Origin of the sequence: Terriglobus saanensis SP1PR4, assembly GCF_000179915.2 — a bacterium.
Lineage (GTDB): Bacteria > Acidobacteriota > Terriglobia > Terriglobales > Acidobacteriaceae > Terriglobus > Terriglobus saanensis.
Genome location: NC_014963.1, coordinates 2,597,737 through 2,616,300 on the forward strand (window position 1 = coordinate 2,597,737; position 18,564 = coordinate 2,616,300).

Below are 18,564 nucleotides of genomic sequence, written 5' to 3' on the forward strand. Positions count from 1 at the left end.
TAAGGGACGCAGCGGTTATAAACTGTTGGGAAGTGACAAAGTTACGCAAAAAGGTAACGTTCCGGATTCCCGCGCAGCCAACGGCAACGTCTATGCCGAAGGCAAAGCAGCTCTACGGCGACGGAACGACCAAGAGTCAGATGCTGCGCACGCTTGTCTGCAGCGACGCTCCTGAACAGGCGTTACGGCATCTTGGCTATCTGGTCATTGCAGGCGTGGATGAGGTAGGGCGAGGCGCTCTCTGTGGGCCGGTTGTAGCTGCCGCCGTGATTCTGCCCGAGGAGATGGGCTGGCTGGCGACGAAGGGTCTCCGCGACTCCAAGCAGCTTACGCGTGAGCAGCGGGAAGAGCTTGATGCGGAGATTCGATCCGTTGCCCTGGCCGCAAGTATTGCGGCCGTCGACGCCGAGACCATCGACCGTGTGAACATCTACCAGGCTTCGCGCATGGCGATGCAGATGGCGGTAGACGCGCTGACCGTTCGGCCCGACCATCTGCTGATCGATGCCATGCGGATCAGCGATCCCTGCGCGCAGACAAGGCTGATCTATGGTGATTCGCTGAGTCTGTCGATCGCCGCCGCAAGCGTCGTGGCCAAGGTGTATCGCGATGCCATGATGCGCAAATTTGCCGAGGAGCATCCCCAATATGGGATGGAGTCTCATAAGGGATATGGCACGCCGGAGCATCGCAGAGCGTTGAAAGAGCACGGCCCCACTCCCCTGCATCGCAGAAGCTTTGCGCCCGTGGCCGAGGTGGATCCAGAGGCGGCGCTGGAGATGCGCATGGCCACAAGTGAAATCCTATCTGAAGAAATCTACGAGGAAAACGAACTTTGAGTAAGCGATTGATGTGCGTCATTGCCCATCCGGACGATGAGTGTTTTGCATTTGGCGGTGCGCTGGCCCTGGCCGCCCGTGAAGGCGTTGAAATCTACGTGGTCTGCCTTACGGATGGACAAGCCGCGACCAATCGCGGTACCGCCACCACCTCAGAAGAGCTTGGAAAGATCCGCCGTGTGGAGTTTGCAGCAAGCTGCGATGTATTGGGTGTTACGAAGCATGAACTGCTGGATTATCAGGATGGACAGCTTGAGTTTGCTTCCTTCTCGGAAACCGCGGGCAAGCTGGTCCAGAGGATCCGCTCATGGAAGCCGCAGGTCGTCCTAACGTTTGGCCTGGACGGCGCGATCAACACGCATGCGGACCACACCATGGTTTCGTGCTTTACCAGCGCGGCCTTCCACTGGTCGGCCCGGTCGAAACGATACGTTGGCGACGAAGAACCGTTTGCACCGCAGAAGCTCTATCACCAGAGCACGAGCTTTATTTTGCCCGATCGCGATCCGCTGATGCCCGCGCCCTGGACGCTGAGCCTCGATATTCGCGAGGTGCAGGACGTCAAGGTCAAAGCCTTTCATCAGCACGTTTCCCAGCTTCCCGTCTTCGACAAGGTGAAGCCGTTCTGGGACGAGCATGGTGGCGAAGAGTACTACCTTCTTGCCGCTGCCGCGCGACCACAGGTGGCCGCGCGCGAACAGAGCATGTTCGATCACGTCATTCTCTAAGCGCTGAGGTTGAAGCGGAAGACCCAGTCTCCGCCGCACCACTGCGGATAGTTGGTACCCCACGCGTTGTTGTACAGGTTCACGTGGAAGCCCGCGTTCATCGGCGGCAGATCTTTGGAGAAATTGAGCGGCGATCTCTTGCCAACCGCGATGAGTGGAGCATCCAGTGTGCTCAGGTTGAAGGTGCCATCCGCACCGTCGTAGCGAATGCCTGTGGTCACCGCATGCATGGCGCGGTTACCGCCACGGATCACTTCATCCGGCTTCACGGTCTGATTTACCTTGTCCATGCTCCATCCCTGCGCGCCCGCTGGAACGATAGGGTTGAAGCTGAACCACATCGCCTCAGGCATGCGATTGGCCTGCTTGCTGAGGCTCGTGAGCGTGATCTGGATCGTCGGTTCGGCATCGGGCAGGAGAAGTTCCAGGAAGAGCTGTCGGGGTGGGGCGATGTTTTCGAGCAGAACCGTTCCGGCGGCGATGGTGGGCTGCTGCGGAATGACCAGCTCCGCCAAAATGCGACGCGCGGTGGGAAGCTTGTTCGTCCACAGGCCACGAAGGCGCGGGTGCCACTCGGCGGTCTGTGCTCCAAAGTGGTCGATGTTGGGTTTGCCGAAGTCCTTGTAAGCCCAGTCTGCAGTGGAGTGGATATAGAGCGCAATGAAGTCTGTGAACTCCTGCAAAGAGAGGGTCTGATAGGTGAAGACCGCAAGGGGATGCGCGGGCGAGGCCCACTCTTTCTGCGACCCGCGGTTCTGCAGACGCGTGATGGCTCCGGTCGCATCGAAGGTGAGCAGGAAGTTAGGACACTCGATGACTTCGCCGATGCGCACCGGATGCATACCGTCGGAAGACGGCTCGATGGGATCAAGCTTCTGCAAAGAAGCCGTGACCTGGGCCTGGAGCACGGACGGTAAAGTGCTGATGGCTTCAGTGAGATCGTCGCGCTTCTCTTTCCAACTTGTCTCCATGCGCGCGTAACCGGCAAGCCCTTGTTGGTCCGCCGCAACGATCGCCGTGGGACGGTAGTGGTCGTTATCGAGGTAGCTCTTGGTATCCGTGCCCCAGGTATGCTCGACCGCGAGCAGGAAGCGACGCAGGAAGCGGCGATCGGTCGCATCACCGATGGTGAACCGGCCATCCTGGATCCACTGCTGGCGAAGCCGCGCCAGAGCGCGATACTCTGCGAGCTTCGGTGGGTCGCTGGCGATGCCGTGGATCCACGTATCCCCAATCTCCTGCTTGACGACAGGCAGGTTGCTTTTGAACGGCGCGACGGCGTTGGCCACATCGGTGAGGGACGTGGCTTTGATCTCCGCGTTCGGAAACTGCTTCCGAAGATCAGCGTAGATCGCAGCGATCTCCTCGGGCGTATGCGGACCGCTGTTGTCATTCCGGACCTGCATGGAGTACGCGAGTGTAGATCCAGGGACGAGGATGGTGCCGCCGTAGTCCATGCGGTGATAGGCGAGGACGATCTGCGCGCCGGTTGGGTCCTGCCAGAGCGAAAGGTCTGCAATATCGGGAGGCGTACTGGCGGCGTTCACGCCGATATCCAGGAAGGTCACGCCGTGCGCAGCCAAGGGAGAGATCAGGCCGCGCGAGTGGCCGGGAACATCCGTCATCTTGGAGCCAGTCGTCTTTGTTCCGAAGCGGCGGTCTAGTTCTTCGGAAAAGCTCAGGCCACCTTCGATAAGCGTGCGATCCATCGTCTCCGTCTCCCAGGAAAATGGAAGGGCATGCCATGCGAGGTCGCGGCTTGCGATGGCTGCTTCCACCGCCTTCCGCTGCGCAGGAGAGGAGCGTTCAAGATACTCATAGAGCAGCCAGGAGCCTGTCGTCCAGGTGTAAGGATCTTTCCCTTGTTCGCGCTGAGCCGCGCCCAGAGCAATGGCCTGGGGAAAATAAACCTCAAAATATTTCCGCATGACATTGGCCTGCGTATCGCTAAAGCCTACGTCGAGGTGGCATTTGAAGACGACTAAAACTTGCTTGATCTCAGAGGAAGCAGGCGTCTGCGCGAAGAAGTTGCGGGCTGGGAGTGTGGCGGCAGAAAGGGCAGCGGTGCGCAGGAGTTCGCGGCGGTTCATGGGGTGATAGTCCTTGATTGTTCAGGTGAATAGCAAGCGTTCATTGCAACAAAAAGCCCACGCCGGGGAAATCGGTGTGGGCTTTCTTATTGAGTGTCATATCGAGTCTGATTCTAGCAAGGCCCCATACGCCTCCATTTGCGTACAGACCTCTCGTGCGTTTATCGTTATAGAAGTCCGACTATCGCACGAAGCCGGACAGGAGCAACGATGCCAACGGAAACGAAGCCTGCCGAAACCGCCACGCCTTTGTCCACTGCGACCGTTGATCCGGCAAAACGGATCACACCGGCCCAGTCTCTAGAGCAATACACGGGCGATCCGAACTTCATGACCTCTCTTGCACGCGGCCTCGCTGTCATCCAGGCCTTCTCGCAGCAGACCCGCCAGATGACCATCTCTCAATTGAGTGTCAAAACGGGTCTTTCGCGGGCGGCCGTTCGCCGCTGCCTCTATACCCTAACGAAGCTCGGCTTCGCGGGCGCGGAAGATGGGCAACGCTACTCTCTGCGGCCGAAGATGCTGACCCTGAGCCATACCTATACTTCGAGCAACAATCTTTCGAGTGCGGCGCAGCCTATCCTTGAGCGCATGAGCGCGCAGCTGCGCGAAAGCTTTTCCGTGGCTACGCTGGATGGTGACGACATCGTCTACATCGCCAGAACGACCGTGAATCGCATGATGAGCGTCGATCTGCACATTGGTTCGCGTCTTCCAGCGTACTGCACCTCCATGGGACGGGTGCTGATGGCCTTTCAGGCCCCCGAAGATGTGGAGCGGTATCTCTCGCGCGTGATCCTGACGCCGCTGACTCCCCGGACGGTCAGCTCCACAGAAAAGCTACGGATGCTCCTGCGTAATGTGCGGCGGAACGGATACGCTGTCTGCGACCAGGAGTTCGAGGTCGGACTTCGATCGCTCGCCGTGCCGGTTTTTTCACCTGCTGGAAAGGTTGTTGCCACGGTGAACCTGAGTGGTAACGCTCCACGCATGCCTGTAATGGACATGCAGACCCGTTACCTACCCTATCTGCGCGCGGCAGCCAATGAGTTAAGCGTCTTTTTGCGTTAGTTCCAGGCGCCTGTGTCACCCGTTGCACAAGATCGTCGTCTTAGAAGGTGCACCATGGACAGATGTTGCACAAAATATAGGGCGACTTTCGTCTGAGTTTTAGGTTTAGACTCAGGCATTGCCCGCACCTTGAACGGATGATGATGGCAACTGACGCGGTAGGGCACCTTGAACTATCTCAGCAACTGAGAGAAAAGCTCGAATCAGACAATCAAGCGGCACAGACAGGTCGGCGGGCGCTTCGTTATAGCGCTCTCGTGGTCCTTCTCCCGTTGCTGGCCATACCAACGTTTATAGGTCTCGGACGATCTGACTTCTTTCTGCACCACGGTGCGAGCGTCTGGGTTCAATCCAATGATGCGATCTTTCAGATGCGCGGACGCAACTGTGAGGTTCTAGTTTTTGGTGACTCTACAGCGATGACTGGAATCGACCCCGCGCTGGTGGAAAAAGATACCGGCTATAAGACCTGCAACATTGCCGTCACCAATGCCGTCCTGAGCGTCACGGACAACATGACTCTCGATCACTATCTGGCCCAGAACGCCCGTCCGAAGGTGCTCATCGTGCAGTTGAGCCCGGACAGCTTCCAACGCGAAAACCGGCAGTGGGAGCGGTCGATCTATGCCGAAGGCATGTTGGAACTGATGCGGCACGGCAACCCTGCTGAGGTTCGCCATATGTTTCTTTCGCATCCACGCGAAGCCGTGGCATTCGCAGGCTATGCTGCCGGATTTACTGCTTACTATGGATTGAAAAAAGCCTTCTATGGCGCGACCCAGATGCGTCCAGAGGAAGATCGGGTCACGGTTCGGAACGGATTCTTCACGCCGCCCACTCCCGCGCGAACCCAGTGCGAATCCACCCATGCCGCCCGCGCCACAGTCGTCAGCGACTTTCCACGCAATCTCGCAGAGGAGTATCGCTCGAACTATGCGCGGCATTCCGGTACGGTTCTCGTCGACGTGGCACCCATTCCAGCATGCGATGAAGATCTGCTTCGATACGAAGCCGAATTGGATGGCGTAACGAACAACAAACTTACACCGCTTCCGATCGGTTACTTCAACGATGGTCGTCATTACACGGCCAGTGGCAGCGAAGTCGTATCGAGACTTGTCTCTGACGAAGTCAATGCCGCAACCGGCCAGAGCTTTGAAGAGGCTCAGCTACGGCATGGAGCGCACTCGTACGCCGCAGTACAGCGATCTCCGCTGCCTCGATAGGCAGCGACTGCCATGCTCTTTAACTCTTACGGATTTCTTTTCGTCTTCCTTCCCGTTACGCTCCTCGGGTTCCATCTTCTGGGGCGCTTTGGACGGCGGCCCGTCATTCTATGGCTGACGCTCATGTCGGTCGTCTTCTATAGCGCCTGGAACAGAGTTTTTGTTCTGTTTCTTTTGGGTTCCATAGCAACCAACTTTGCGCTGTCGCGCTGGATAGCAGATGCGCCGGAGAATAGCCACAGGCGTAAAGCACTGCTCTGGTGCAGCGTAGGCGCAAACTTACTTGCGCTCTTTTACTTCAAGTACCTCTTCACGCTTCTGACCCACCTTGCCGGGCATCACTGGATCGGTAAGCCCCATCCCATTCTTCTCCCGCTGGGCATCTCCTTCTTCACCTTTACCCAGATCAGCTATCTCATCGATCTGGCGCAGGGGCAGGCGGAAGAGAAAGACTTTCTCAGCTACCTTTTGTTCGTAACATTCTTCCCGCATCTCATTGCGGGCCCCATCCTTCATCACAAAGAGATGATGCCGCAGTTCGCAGAGGGACGCCGCTTTCAGGTCACAGCGGAGAACTTCTCGCTTGGCTTCACCTGGTTCGTGTTCGGACTGGCAAAAAAAGTTTTGATCGCGGACCATCTCGCGGCGAAATCAGACTTTACTTTTTCCCATGCCGGAGCGCTGGGGCTTTTACCCGCGTGGACAGGCCTGGTGGTCTACTCCATGCAGTTATACTTCGATTTCTCGGGGTACTCGGATATGGCCATCGGTTTGGCTCGTATGTTTGGCATCGAGTTTCCGATGAACTTCAACTCGCCGTGGAAGGCAACCAGCGTCACGGAGTACTGGCAGCGCTGGCACATAACGCTGACGCGCTACATCACGCTCTATCTCTATAACCCGCTGCTTCTTGGAGTGCAGCGACGACGCATGGATGCGGGCAAGAAGGTCTCGCGAAAGTCGCTGGCGACCCTTGGGGGATTCACCGCGATGGTGGCCTATCCGACCATGCTGACAATGCTCCTGACGGGAATGTGGCATGGCGCTGGACTTCAATTTCTTCTCTTCGGCGTGCTGCATGGTATCTATCTGACGGCAGCCCAAGCATGGCGACACTTCCGCCCCAACGCCAACGTGAGCACGAAGTGGCCCGTGCTGGGCATGCGCGTCGGAGTCTATCTGCAGGTGGCGTTTGCCTTGGTCTTCTTCCGTTCAGCGTCCCTGGGAAAAGCGTTCGCGATGATTGCCGATATGGCAGGACGGCATGGCCTTGGTCAGCTGGATACCGAGATCCCCGTGTTGCTCGCATTCGCCCTCTTTCCTGTCGTCTGGTATCTGCCCAATACCCAGGAGATTTTGGGACAGCAGGCAACGACCGAAGTGGGGCTTCCTCTGCTCGAACGGATACGATGGCGGCCGAACATGCCATGGGCATGCGCTACGGCCGCCGTCTTCTTTGCTGTCCTCGTCCTGATGAACGAAGTTTCGACCTTCCTCTACTTCCAGTTCTAAAGACTCGCTCTACGGCATGGACCGAACGCACGCAAAGCCTTTTGCTCCAGCGGAGAGAGTGTACTTCGTAATCGAAGCGGGGATGACAGTCGCGGTTCCGAGAAGAAGCTCCACCTCACTGCCATCCGAGGCCTTGAGAGTCGCACTACCTTCAAGCGCAACGATGCAATGCGGCTTTCCCGCTGCGTCTGCGAGATCCAGTGTGCCGTTGGCGGGAAGGTCGAAGCGGTCGACGGTGAAGTAATGCTGCTGGATAAGGCGGGTCCCACGAACATCGGGCGCAGCGTTCAGAGACAGTGCCTCCGGTTTCACAGGACCGGCAGCGGTCTTTGCCTTAGCTATAGCAATTCCCTGTTCCAGATGCAGCTCGCGCGGGCGACCATAGTCATACATGCGATAGGTAATATCAGAGGTCTGTTGCGTTTCAAGCAGCGTGAGTCCAGGCCCAATGGCGTGCACTGTTCCTGCATCGACGAAGATCATGTCGCCAACATGCAGCACGATCTGGTTGAGAAGCTCTTCCATGCTGTTGTCTGCTACCGAAGCGCGCACCTGGTCCGGCGTCACACCGGGCTTCAGACCACAGGCGACGGCCGCTCCTGGCTCTGCCGCGAGGGTGTACCAGCACTCCGTTTTGCCTCGTCGCTGGCCCATGGCCTGCGCCTGCTCGTCGTTGGGATGCACCTGCACCGACAGCTTATCGTCCGGGAAGAGCAGCTTGAGCAGAAGCGGAAACTCGCCTTCGCCCTCCCATGCTCCAAGTAACGGTACGGCATGCATCTTCGCAATTTCAGCGAGTGTTATGCCAGAGAGTTCACCTGTCTCTACTACCGCCTGCGGCCCGGTAAGCCAGGATTCGCCGATAGGCTCCGCTCCTTGTTCTTTGGGATCGAGCGTGTACCAGGGCTTGAGATCACGACGTCCCCATGGGCGTGGGCTGAAGGTCGGGCGAAGGCGAAAGGGGGCGAGAGCATTTGTCATAGTTATGTAAGCCTTGGTCGAGAGCAGATGAAATAGAACGTTTTCATGGGATATTTCCAGCTTTTGCGAGCGTTTCGCTTTATGAAACACGATCGTAATTGCGCTTACAAAAGTGTTACACAAGCAAGGGCATAAAGGCTGTTACGTTGACCATACGAGCTTGAGTAACGGCTCTACATGAAGCTGAGGTTTGAAGACATTATGTCCCCAGTTGTAACAGAAGTTCCAGACGTGAATGCAGTGATCGTACCGACAAGCGGCGTGTCTGCCGCGGCAGCTACCCGCGAAAAGGTCAAGCAGGACCTTCGCATGGGCCGCGACCATCAGCAAGGCCGTATCAATTGGATCACCTCCATCGCAATGGGTGCTTTCCACGTAGGCGCGCTCGCCGCGCTTCTCCCCGTGTTCTGGTCCTGGAAGAACGTCGCCGCAGGCGTCATCATGTATTTCCTCGCAATCAACGTCGGCATCGGCATGACGTACCACCGGCTTCTCACGCATCGAGGCTATCGCGTTCCCCGCTGGCTGGAGATCTTCCAGACTGCCTGCGGCACGCTCGCCCTCGAAGGCGGACCGATCTTCTGGGTGGCCACGCATCGCGTGCATCACCAGTACAGCGACCACGATGGCGATCCCCACACGCCGCATGACGGCACCTGGTGGGCGCATGCCGGCTGGATCCTCTCAGGCCGCGCGCTTCACTCTGAGACAGCATTGCTTGGACGCTACGCTCCCGACCTTACCCGCGACCGCGCTCACGTTTGGCTGAGCAAGTGGCATTGGCTACCTCTCACGCTCGCTGGCTTCGCGCAGATGGGCATCGGCGCAGCGCTCGCATCTCCCGGCCATCGCATCATGGGCGCTCTCGGCATGGTGCTCTGGGGGACCTTCCTCCGTGTCTCGCTTGGCCTGCACGCCACCTGGCTAGTAAACTCCGCAACTCACCTCTTCGGTTCGCGCCGCTTCGAGACCAAGGATGACTCCCGCAATAGCTGGTGGGTTGCCCTGCTGACCGGCGGCGAAGGCTGGCACAACAATCACCACGCGCATCCGGTATCGGTCCGTCACGGCCTGACCTGGTATGAATTCGATCCGAACTACTACGGCATCTGGCTGTTGCAGAAGGTCGGTCTGGCCAAGAAGGTCCAGGTTGCCGTATATGACCGCAATAACCCCAAGCCCGCAGGCGTCTAACCTGTCCGCAAGACAGAACCCAAGCCCCGGTGGATACTATCTATCACTGGGGCTTTTCTGCGTTTGCGCGCAGTGGGGCACGGCGAGGATGCATTGAGCATGAACAGTACACGGCGGCGGGGAGCCATTGCATTCTTTCTTACACTGGGCGTCTGCCTGGTGGCCACGGCCGTGGTGCTTCAGTTTGGATGGATCATCGTCAACGGGAAGCGCTTCCCAGTGCTGCTTGTCCTGGGCATCGTCCTTTTCATCCTGATGATCGCGGGCATGATCATCAACACAATCTTTCTCGTTCGTGAGATCCGGCGGAACGAGCGGCAGGACAGCTTTCTGAACTCCGTCACTCACGAGCTGAAGACGCCCATTGCCTCCATCCAGCTCTCACTAGAGACGCTGCAGCAGCGACCGATGTCTGAAGACCAGCGCCAGGGCTTCTACGGCATGATGATGGAAGATAATGCGCGTCTACTCGCTACCGTAGAGCAAATTTTGCGCGCCGGCGATGCCAGTCATCGCAAGTCGGCACGGCATCGACTCCCGGTCGACCTGCGCGCTCTTACCCTTGAGTGCCTGAACGACATAGCCCGCAGACACCAGCTCAGGCCAGAAGCGGTCCGGATGGAAGATCGAGCGCAAGGTGCAGCCGTTATCGTTGCGGGAGATGTGGAAGACCTTCGCTCTGCCCTGATGAACGTCCTGGAAAATGCTGTGAAATATTCGCCCGTAGGCGTCCGTATCATCGCCGAACTGGATCTTGCGCGCGACGGTCGTGTTTCGCTGAAGATCAACGATAGTGGAGTGGGCATCCCGGCCGCGATGCTGAAGCGTGTCTTTCACCGCTTCTATCGCGTCACGGGACGCGACTCAGTCAACGTAAAAGGAACAGGATTGGGGCTCTTTATCGTGCGGAGCGTAATGCGACAGCATGGCGGCGACGCAACGGCGCAGAGCTTTGGTCCCGGCAAAGGGACGACGATTAGCCTCTGGCTACCGTCGACCGGCCAGCATGGAGAAAAAGCTTGAGCGAAAAGACACTCATTGTTCTGGTGGAGGACGAAGATCATCTGGCGAAGGGACTCATCTTCAATCTGGAGGCCGAGGGCTTTCGTGTGCACCATGAAGCCGATGGAAGCAGCGCTCTGAACTATCTTCTGGACACGCCCGAAAAGATCGGCGCAGTCCTGCTCGACGTCATGCTGCCGGGCCTGGACGGGTTTGAGATCGTGCGCGCCCTCAGGGATGCCCAGAACTACGTGCCGGTCCTGATGCTGACCGCGCGGAGCCGTCCGGAAGATGTTCTCGAAGGCTTCTCCGCCGGTGCCGACGATTACCTGAACAAGCCATTTCAACTCGCCATTCTGATGGCAAGACTCACCGGGCTTTTGCGCCGCATGCGTTGGCAACAGGCAGTGACCAACGCCCCCGACGAAGAGATTCAGGACATTTACACCTTTGGCACCGGCAAGGTGATTCGTTTCGACGCGTTGGAGCTTGAAGTGAACGGCAAGGTGACCCGGCTGACCCTTATGGAAGCGGAGCTGATGCGTTATCTCGTGGAACGCGAGGGCAAGATCGTCTCCCGTAAAGAGATCCTCGAAGAGGTCTGGCGTGTACGCGAGGATACGGACACGCGGGCGATCGACAACTTTATCGTCCGCCTGCGGCGCTATCTGGAAGACGACCCGGCCCGGCCGACGCATCTGCTCACGGCGCGCGGTGTGGGATACAGATTTGTTGGCAACGCGGATTCCGTGCCTGTCCAGCAGTAGACTGGAAGAGATGGGTGAACTGGCAGGATCCGACATAACAACAGAGCATCTGGCGGGAGCACCGTGCGGATACTGACGCGATATATCCTACGCGAAGTCGTCTCGCACGCCATGCTGGGTGGAGCGCTGTTTACTTTCGTGCTCTTCATGCAGCGCGACCTCGGCCACATTCTGGAACTCGCCGTGCGCGGTTCTGCGACCCCAAATGACGTCGGCCGCATCCTTCTCTATTCGCTTCCAGCCACTCTGACCTTCACCATTCCGATGACGGTTCTCGTGGGAATCCTTCTGGGGCTCGGTCGCCTTTCTGCGGACAGTGAAGTGACGGCCATGCGCGCCAGCGGATTCGGTGTGATGCAGTTCGTGCGCGTCGTCTCGATGTCAACGGTCGTTGCGCTTCTTGTCGGCCTGGTGAACTCGCTCTACATCGCTCCCAAAAGCACGGCGTCTCTCCTCCGTCTGGAAAACGATCTGAAGTCTTCGCAGGCTTCCTTCGAGGTGCAGCCTCGCGTCTTCTATGAAGACTTCAAAAATTACGTGCTCTATGTACAGGACACGCAGCCTTCACAGGGCGCCACGATCTGGAAGCATGTCTTTCTTGCCGACCTGACGCAGCCCGCAACGCCCTACATCACCACCGCGAACCAGGCCGTCGTGGCTGTTGGAAAACAACAAACGCTTCGCCTGCACTTCATGGATGGATCGACGCACCAGATCTCGCCGACCGATCCGAACCAGTACAACATCTCCACCTTCGCCGAAAACGATGTCCCCATGCAGGCGGGCCAGCAGGAAGATATCAAGCTGACGCGGAGCGATGCGCCCATGGCCGCCATGACCGCAGGACAGCTGTGGCAGGCGCAGCCCGGGCCGCAAAGACGGGCCGCGATGATCGAGTTGAACCGTCGCCTGAGCTATCCCATCGCCTGCGTGGTACTGATGCTCGTTGGTGTTCCGTTGGGGCTCTCCTCACGCCGTGGTGGCAAAAGCACAGGATTCGTTCTCACCATCGTCCTGGTGTTCCTCTACTACTTCCTCTCCTCGGTAGGCGTGGCGCTGGCAAAGCAAGGCAAGCTGCATCCTGTCATCGGGGTCTGGGCCGCCAATGTTCTGTTTGGCTTTGCAGGCGTTCTTCTTCTGCGCCAGATGACGATTGGAACCGTGGCCCTGGGACGCATCGCAAGTGTAGGCGTCTGGCTGCAGAGGGTGACGGCGAGCTTCCTGCGGAGCAGAAAAAAGGGAGAAGGCATCAAGCACGCGCTCGAAGGCGCTGCGCACAGAGGACGCAGGCTGTTGCATAGCCGCTTCCCTCTGCTTCTGGATGACTACGTGATGCGCGAGTTTCTTACCAGCCTGGCGCTAGTGCTCTCGTCTTTCCTTGTCCTGAGCGTGGTCTTCAGCTTCTTCGAACTCATTGGCGATATCATTCGCAACCGCACCCCTCTCGTGACCGTGGGCGGATACCTGCTGAACCTCATTCCCTACATGATTTACAGCCTGACGCCACTCTGCGCCTTGATCGCCGTGCTGGTGACGGTGGGCGGCCTGAACCGATCGAGCGAACTTACCGCCATGAAAGCGAGCGGCATGAGCCTCTACCGCATCGTCGCTCCGATCTTCGTTCTGGCAGCGGTGCTTGCGGTGGGACTCTTCGCCTTTGACGACTTATACCTGCCGCAGGCGAATCGCAGGCAGGAGGCCCTGCGCAGCGAGATCAAGGGAAAGCCCGCGCAGACCTTTCTCCGGCCCGACCGTAAATGGATCAGCGGACAGGAAGCCAATGGCTCGCCGACGCGGATCTTTTACTACCAGTTTTTCGACTCCGACAAAGACGTCTTCGCCAATCTGACGGTCTTCGAGTTTCAACCCGGCAGCTTCCTTCTGCAGCGTCGTATCTTTGCCACCAGCGCACGATGGAACCCACAGGTGCAACAGTGGGAGATGGAAAACGGATGGCAGCGCACCTTCAATCACGAGAGCATTGCCACCTACCAGCCCTTTGCAACCAGTACCTTTCCGGAGATCCATGAGCTTCCGGCCTACTTCAAGAAAGAGAGCCGTCCCTCGCAGGAGATGAGCTACGGCGATCTGAGCGCGTATATTCACGACCTGAAACAGAGCGGTTTTGACACCATGCGGCTCCGTGTTCAGTTGAATCACAAGATCGCCTATCCGCTGATGACGCTGGTGATGGCTATTTTCGCCGTGCCCTTCGCCATGATGATGGGCAAACGGGGCTCGCTGGCCGGATACGCCACCGCAATTGGCATGGCGATCGCGTACCAACTCATCGCGAGTGTCTTTGAATCCATGGGCAATGTGAACGCCCTTCCACCGATGCTCGCGGCGTGGAGCGTTGACCTTCTGTTTGCTCTTGGCGGAACGTATCTGCTGCTGCGAACCCCCACCTAATCGCAATACAATAGAGGCAGGAGAGACATTTTGCGCAATCTGAGTGTGATGTTCGTGATGGCAACCTGCATCACTTCCGCGTCCTTTCAAGGACAAACGACAAGTACGCCTGCAACGACCAAGCCAGCAAAAAGCAAAACAACTACGACGAAGACCGGAACCGCTGCCTCCCGTGCGCGCGCCCGCACACACACTACGGTACCGGCGCCGCCGCCGGTAGAAGGATTGGCTGCTGTGGGAGAAATGCCCGCTGTTACAGGTGTACCTCAGACTGCATATGCCCTGAAGTACGTGGAGATCACCATCGGCACCGGAGAACTCGCCCTGCCACACAAGTACTACACCGTTCACTACACCGGTTGGACGACCGATGGGAAGAAGTTCGACTCCTCCCACGATCATCCTGGTGGCGAGCCTTTTGTCTTTGCTGCAGGGGCGAAGCGCGTCATCACCGGTTGGGATACGGGCTTTGAAGGCATGCATGTTGGAGGAAAGCGGCGTCTGCTGGTTCCCTATCAACTGGCCTACGGCGAGTTTGGTCATCCTCCTGTGATCCCTGCAAAAGCGCAGCTGATCTTTGACATCGAATTTCTCGGTCAATCCGATACTCCCTCGGATCAGACCGCACCCCCTGCACCGGCACAGAAGTAGGACTATCGATGCTTGACCGTCTCAAACCGCTGCGTCCTTACCTCAAGCGCTATCGTGCGTCGCTGGCTTGGGGCGGTCTTTCCGTCGTGCTCTACAATTGCTCCAAGATCGTGATGCCGCTGCTGATTGGCCGCGCGATCGACCATATCTCGCGGCATGTGGGCGAACGGGATGTCGCACACGATGCGGTGTGGCTTCTCGTTGTGGCCGTCGCCGCAGCCATCTTCCTTTACCTGACACGGTGGATCATCATCGGCGCTTCGCGCGAGATCGAGTTCGATCTGCGCAACGACCTCTTCGCAAATCTCGAACGCCAACCGCCCGCTTTTTATCATGAACACCGTACGGGCGACATCATGGCCCGCACGACGAACGACTTGAATGCCGTCCGTCAGCTTCTTGGCCCGGCCATCATGTACTCGGCGAACACCGTGGTCTTCACACTCGCTGCGCTGCCGTTCATGATCCGCATGAGCCCGAGGCTCACGATCTTTGCGTTCCTTCCACTTCCCGCGGCGTCGCTGCTCGTGCAGACCATGGGACGTCGCATCCATCGGCGCTTCGAACGCATCCAGGCGATGTTTTCCGACATCTCGGCGCAGGCGCAGGAAAACTTTTCCGGTGCACGGCTCGTTCGCGCCTTCGCTCAGGAAGAAGCCGAGGTCGCCCGCTTCGAGACCGCGAACCAGGAGTACATCCGTCGCTCGCTCATGCTCGTGCGCCTGATGGCGATGCTCTGGCCCACGCTGGAGTTCGTCCTCGGCATCTCGTTGGTGGCGACGCTCTTCTTCGGCGGCCGCGAGGTCGTACAGCATCGCCTGTCCGTAGGCCAATTCACGGCTTACATGGTCTACATGGTGCAGCTTATCTGGCCTATGATCGCCCTCGGATGGGTAGTCAATCTCTTTCAGCGCGGAACCGCATCCGTAGAACGCATTGACCAACTCCTACGGCAGAAGCCCGCCATCTGGGATGAGCCAGCAGTAGAGAACACAGTCCTGCCGGAGATACGGGGCGACATCGAGTTCCGTGGCCTGACCTTCCGTTATGGTGCCGCCGAGATCCTGCGCGATATCGACCTCACGATTCCGGCGGGAACCAGTCTCGCCATCGTTGGGCCTACCGGCTCGGGCAAATCGACGCTCGTAAATCTTGTCCCCCGTCTTCTGGATGCCGAAGCAGGCATGGTCTTGATCGATGGACGCCCCATTCGCGAGTGGTCTCTGGCGCAGTTGCGCGAAGGCATCGGGTTTGTGCCGCAGGAGACGTTTCTCTTCTCCACCAGCATTCGCGACAACATCTCCTTTGGCGTGCGCGAAGCAACACCGGCCCAGGTACGAGAGGCCGCCGTCTCCGCACACATCGCCACAGAGATCGAGGAATTCCCTGCTGGCTTCGATACGCTGGTTGGAGAACGCGGCATCACCCTTTCGGGCGGCCAAAAGCAGCGCACCTCTATCGCCCGCGCACTTCTGCGCAATCCGCGGATTTTGATTCTGGATGATGCCTTGGCCAGCGTGGACACTTACACGGAAGAACGCATCCTTCTGGCTCTGCGCGAACAGATGAAGGGGCGTACCACAATCTTCATCTCGCACCGCGTCTCCACGGCGCAGAGCGCGGACCGCATCGCTGTTCTGGTGGATGGTCGCATCGTGGAAACCGGAACGCACGAAGAGCTGCTCTCCGCGGGAGGATACTACCGTGGGCTTTATCAGAAGCAGCAGTTGGAAGAAGAGATCGCCGTCGTAGCTTAGGCGATACGCGGAAGAACCGGCTCAGTGTAGTCCATGAGCGGATATCCCGCATCGCGCCAGCCTTCGAATCCGCCCTTCAGCGGACGCACACGGTGAATCCCCAGCTTGTGCAGGCGTAGAGCCAACGCCGCCGAGGTCTCCTCCGATGGGCAAGTGCAGTACAGCACAATGTCGCGATCACGCGGCAAAAGCGCGGCCTGTTTCTCCAACTCCTTCGGTCCGATTCGATAGGCGCCCGGTAAGACACGCGGATCGGGCAGATAGTCGAGCGGGTGGCGGAGATCGACGATGACCGGCGGTTCGCCGCCAAGATTTTCCGCAGTCTCGATCATGGACTTCAGCTCATCCGGCCCAAGGCGCAACTCACGCACAGAGAGCAGAAACGACCTCTGGCGGTAGAGCCGGTAGCCGATGATGCTGAGCAGCAAAACAGCGAAGATGACCACGCCATAACGGCCGAGGGCATGAAAGAGCATCGTGCTGCGCTCCGCGAGGCGTCCAAAGAAGCTGCCACCGAAGACAAAAGCTCCGCCCCATAGCGTGGAACCTATCAAGTCCAGCGCAAGAAAACGTGCAAAGGGCATGCCCGCCTGTCCGGCGATGGGCGGTGCGAGAGCAGAAAGTCCGGGAACGAATTTTGCAAAAACCAGCGTAATTGCGCCGCGACGCTCGAAGTAGCCCTCCGTCTTTTTCACGCAGGCGGAAGCTTCCAGCGAAAGACGGCAGACGAGCCGCACGACGCGGCCTCCGTAACGGACACCCGCAAAATACCAGAGCGAATCTGCGATGGCGCAGGCCGCCAGGACCGCGAGCATCACTGGAAACGCGTGGATCTTGTGCGTTGCCGAGAGGGTTCCCGCCGTCAGCAGCATGGGAGCAGAAGGGATGGGGAGGCCCAGCTGCTCGATCAGCACCCAAAGAAACACGATGCCGTAGGCATAGTGGACAAAGAATTGGAGTGCGATTGGCATATATCTGTAGATGATAGCGATTCTTGATCGGGTGCGAAAATCTTTCGGACAAGCAAAAACGCCCGGCTCCGCAAAAGCGGAGCCGGGCGTCAAGCGGTTAATTACTTGATTGCGACGTCGGGATCCACAGAGAACCCTGGGCGCAACAGGTGATCGTTGTTCTGGTTCGGCTCAAGATCGATCCGGACCGGAATACGCTGGACCACCTTCACATAGTTTCCCGTCGCATTTTCCGGGGGAAAGAGCGAAAGACGCGATCCGGTAGCGCCACCGATCTGGGTGACATGGCCTTCGTACTTGCGACCGCCGAGTGCATCCACCTTGATCTCAACCTTCTGGCCGGGCTTCATTTTCTGAAGCTGTGTTTCCTTGAAGTTGGCCGTAATCCAGAGATTGTCGAGCGGGATGATCGTCAGCATGTTCTGCCCTATGCTGATGTTTTGTCCCACGGCGACATTCTTTTTGTTGATGACGCCTGCCGTCGGAGCAGTGATGTGGGTATAGCTGAGGTTCAGGCGGGCCTGATCGACCTTTGCCTGGGCCTGTTGTATGTCAGCCGTTGCGCCCTGTGCCTTCGCCTGCTGCACAGCTACCTGCTTCGGTCCGTTGATATTGGCCTGCGAAGCCTGCGAGCGAGCCTGAGCCAGCTTCGACTGCATCTGACGCACATTCTCCTGCTGCGCGATCACATTCGACTGCGCCTCAAGCAATGCTGCCTGGGTTCCAGCAGCGGTCGCGACAGCCTGGTCGAACTGCTGTTTGGAGATGACGTCCTTCTCGACGAGTGGCGTGTAACGCTCTACGTCCAGCGCAGCCTTGGTGGCATTCGCCTGGGCCTGCGCAACGCGCGCCTGGGCTGCAGCTACCTGCTTCAGGGCCTGTGCAACCCCTGCCTGAGCGGAAGCGACGTCGGATCCTGTTGTGGCCGACTCCGTCTGTGTCTGGGTCGCTGTGATCGGCACGTTTGAGCTTGCCTGCACATAGCTTGCCTTCGCATTCGCCAACTCGGCCTCGGCCTGCTCCAAAGCCACCTGATAGTCGCGGGGGTCGATTTCGGCGATCACATCGCCAGCTTTGACCTCCTGGTTATCCGTGACGTTGACCTTGATGACCTGCCCGCCCACACGTGCGGAAACGGCATAGAGATCGCCGTCCACCTGGGCATCGTCCGTGTTCTCCGTAAAGGTCGACCTCCAGTAAAAGAAGAGGGCGATAAGGACGAGCAACAAAACCACGCCGAAGATGATGAACTTGCGGCGCGCCTTCTTCTCGGGCGTCTCAGGAGGTGGCGGCGGCGCACTGTTTCCGGCCTGTTTATCGTCGGTTGCCGGTTGTTGATTCTGCTGATCGGGCTCTGCCACGG

At 58.4% G+C, this 18,564-nt stretch carries 15 protein-coding genes; 11 read left to right on the top strand and 4 right to left on the bottom strand.

Annotation, left to right across the window (positions count from 1 at the left end; translation table 11 throughout):
* The first annotated feature begins 92 nt into the window (after nt 1–92).
* Both ACIPR4_RS10725 and ACIPR4_RS10730 read left to right on the top strand, forming a co-directional pair.
* Nucleotides 93–839: a ribonuclease HII gene (locus ACIPR4_RS10725; protein ID WP_013568688.1), complete on the top strand. Its 747-nt coding sequence runs from the start codon at nt 93–95 to the stop codon at nt 837–839.
* Entirely contained in the window at nt 836–1,567 is a 732-nt protein-coding gene (locus ACIPR4_RS10730) for a PIG-L deacetylase family protein (protein WP_144312393.1), read from the top strand. Before ACIPR4_RS10725 ends, ACIPR4_RS10730 begins: the two co-directional genes overlap by 4 nt.
* On the opposite strand, the gene ACIPR4_RS10735 is transcribed toward ACIPR4_RS10730, so the two are convergent.
* Nucleotides 1,564–3,657 (bottom strand): DUF5054 domain-containing protein, encoded by a 2,094-nt coding sequence (locus ACIPR4_RS10735; RefSeq protein ID WP_013568690.1) that lies wholly within the window; start codon nt 3,655–3,657, stop codon nt 1,564–1,566. The genes ACIPR4_RS10730 and ACIPR4_RS10735 overlap by 4 nt on opposite strands.
* A gap of 210 nt (nt 3,658–3,867) precedes the next feature.
* Here ACIPR4_RS10735 and ACIPR4_RS10740 point away from each other — a divergent pair, with 210 nt between their 5' ends.
* From ACIPR4_RS10740 to ACIPR4_RS10750, 3 genes are all read left to right on the top strand, one after another.
* On the top strand, nt 3,868–4,728 hold the full coding sequence (locus ACIPR4_RS10740; protein ID WP_013568691.1) for an IclR family transcriptional regulator domain-containing protein: 861 nt from the start codon (nt 3,868–3,870) through the stop codon (nt 4,726–4,728).
* 143 nt (nt 4,729–4,871) lie between these two features.
* Nucleotides 4,872–5,954: a hypothetical protein gene (locus ACIPR4_RS10745; RefSeq protein ID WP_013568692.1), complete on the top strand. Its 1,083-nt coding sequence runs from the start codon at nt 4,872–4,874 to the stop codon at nt 5,952–5,954.
* Nucleotides 5,955–5,966: 12 nt separating this feature from the next.
* Nucleotides 5,967–7,466: an MBOAT family O-acyltransferase gene (locus tag ACIPR4_RS10750; protein ID WP_013568693.1), complete on the top strand. Its 1,500-nt coding sequence runs from the start codon at nt 5,967–5,969 to the stop codon at nt 7,464–7,466.
* 9 nt (nt 7,467–7,475) lie between these two features.
* Here ACIPR4_RS10750 and ACIPR4_RS10755 read toward each other — a convergent pair whose 3' ends face one another.
* Complete coding sequence (locus tag ACIPR4_RS10755) at nt 7,476–8,447, bottom strand: type I phosphomannose isomerase catalytic subunit (protein ID WP_013568694.1); 972 nt, start codon at nt 8,445–8,447, stop codon at nt 7,476–7,478.
* A gap of 201 nt (nt 8,448–8,648) precedes the next feature.
* Here ACIPR4_RS10755 and ACIPR4_RS10760 point away from each other — a divergent pair, with 201 nt between their 5' ends.
* From ACIPR4_RS10760 to ACIPR4_RS10785, 6 genes are all read left to right on the top strand, one after another.
* Nucleotides 8,649–9,641 (top strand): acyl-CoA desaturase, encoded by a 993-nt coding sequence (locus tag ACIPR4_RS10760; RefSeq protein WP_049780841.1) that lies wholly within the window; start codon nt 8,649–8,651, stop codon nt 9,639–9,641.
* A 99-nt stretch (nt 9,642–9,740) separates the two neighbouring features.
* Nucleotides 9,741–10,664, top strand: a complete 924-nt coding sequence (locus ACIPR4_RS10765; RefSeq protein WP_013568696.1) for a sensor histidine kinase — start codon at nt 9,741–9,743, stop codon at nt 10,662–10,664.
* A complete protein-coding gene (locus ACIPR4_RS10770; protein ID WP_013568697.1) occupies nt 10,661–11,410 on the top strand; it encodes a response regulator transcription factor in 750 nt (249 codons plus the stop codon). The genes ACIPR4_RS10765 and ACIPR4_RS10770 overlap by 4 nt, the downstream gene beginning before the upstream one ends.
* A gap of 63 nt (nt 11,411–11,473) precedes the next feature.
* Nucleotides 11,474–13,822, top strand: a complete 2,349-nt coding sequence (gene lptF / locus ACIPR4_RS10775) for an LPS export ABC transporter permease LptF (protein WP_013568698.1) — start codon at nt 11,474–11,476, stop codon at nt 13,820–13,822.
* A 30-nt stretch (nt 13,823–13,852) separates the two neighbouring features.
* The gene (locus ACIPR4_RS10780; RefSeq protein ID WP_013568699.1) at nt 13,853–14,473 is read left to right on the top strand and encodes an FKBP-type peptidyl-prolyl cis-trans isomerase; all 621 of its coding nucleotides are present in this window, start codon (nt 13,853–13,855) and stop codon (nt 14,471–14,473) included.
* Nucleotides 14,474–14,481: 8 nt separating this feature from the next.
* Nucleotides 14,482–16,230, top strand: coding sequence for an ABC transporter ATP-binding protein (locus ACIPR4_RS10785; protein WP_013568700.1), 1,749 nt, complete (start codon nt 14,482–14,484; stop codon nt 16,228–16,230).
* On the opposite strand, the gene ACIPR4_RS10790 is transcribed toward ACIPR4_RS10785, so the two are convergent.
* Both ACIPR4_RS10790 and ACIPR4_RS10795 read right to left on the bottom strand, forming a co-directional pair.
* Entirely contained in the window at nt 16,227–17,201 is a 975-nt protein-coding gene (locus ACIPR4_RS10790; protein ID WP_013568701.1) for a VTT domain-containing protein, read from the bottom strand. The two genes, ACIPR4_RS10785 and ACIPR4_RS10790, sit on opposite strands and share 4 nt — an antisense overlap.
* Before the next feature lie 101 nt (nt 17,202–17,302).
* The gene (locus tag ACIPR4_RS10795; RefSeq protein ID WP_013568702.1) at nt 17,303–18,562 is read right to left on the bottom strand and encodes an HlyD family secretion protein; all 1,260 of its coding nucleotides are present in this window, start codon (nt 18,560–18,562) and stop codon (nt 17,303–17,305) included.
* Between the last annotated feature and the right edge of the window lie 2 nt (nt 18,563–18,564).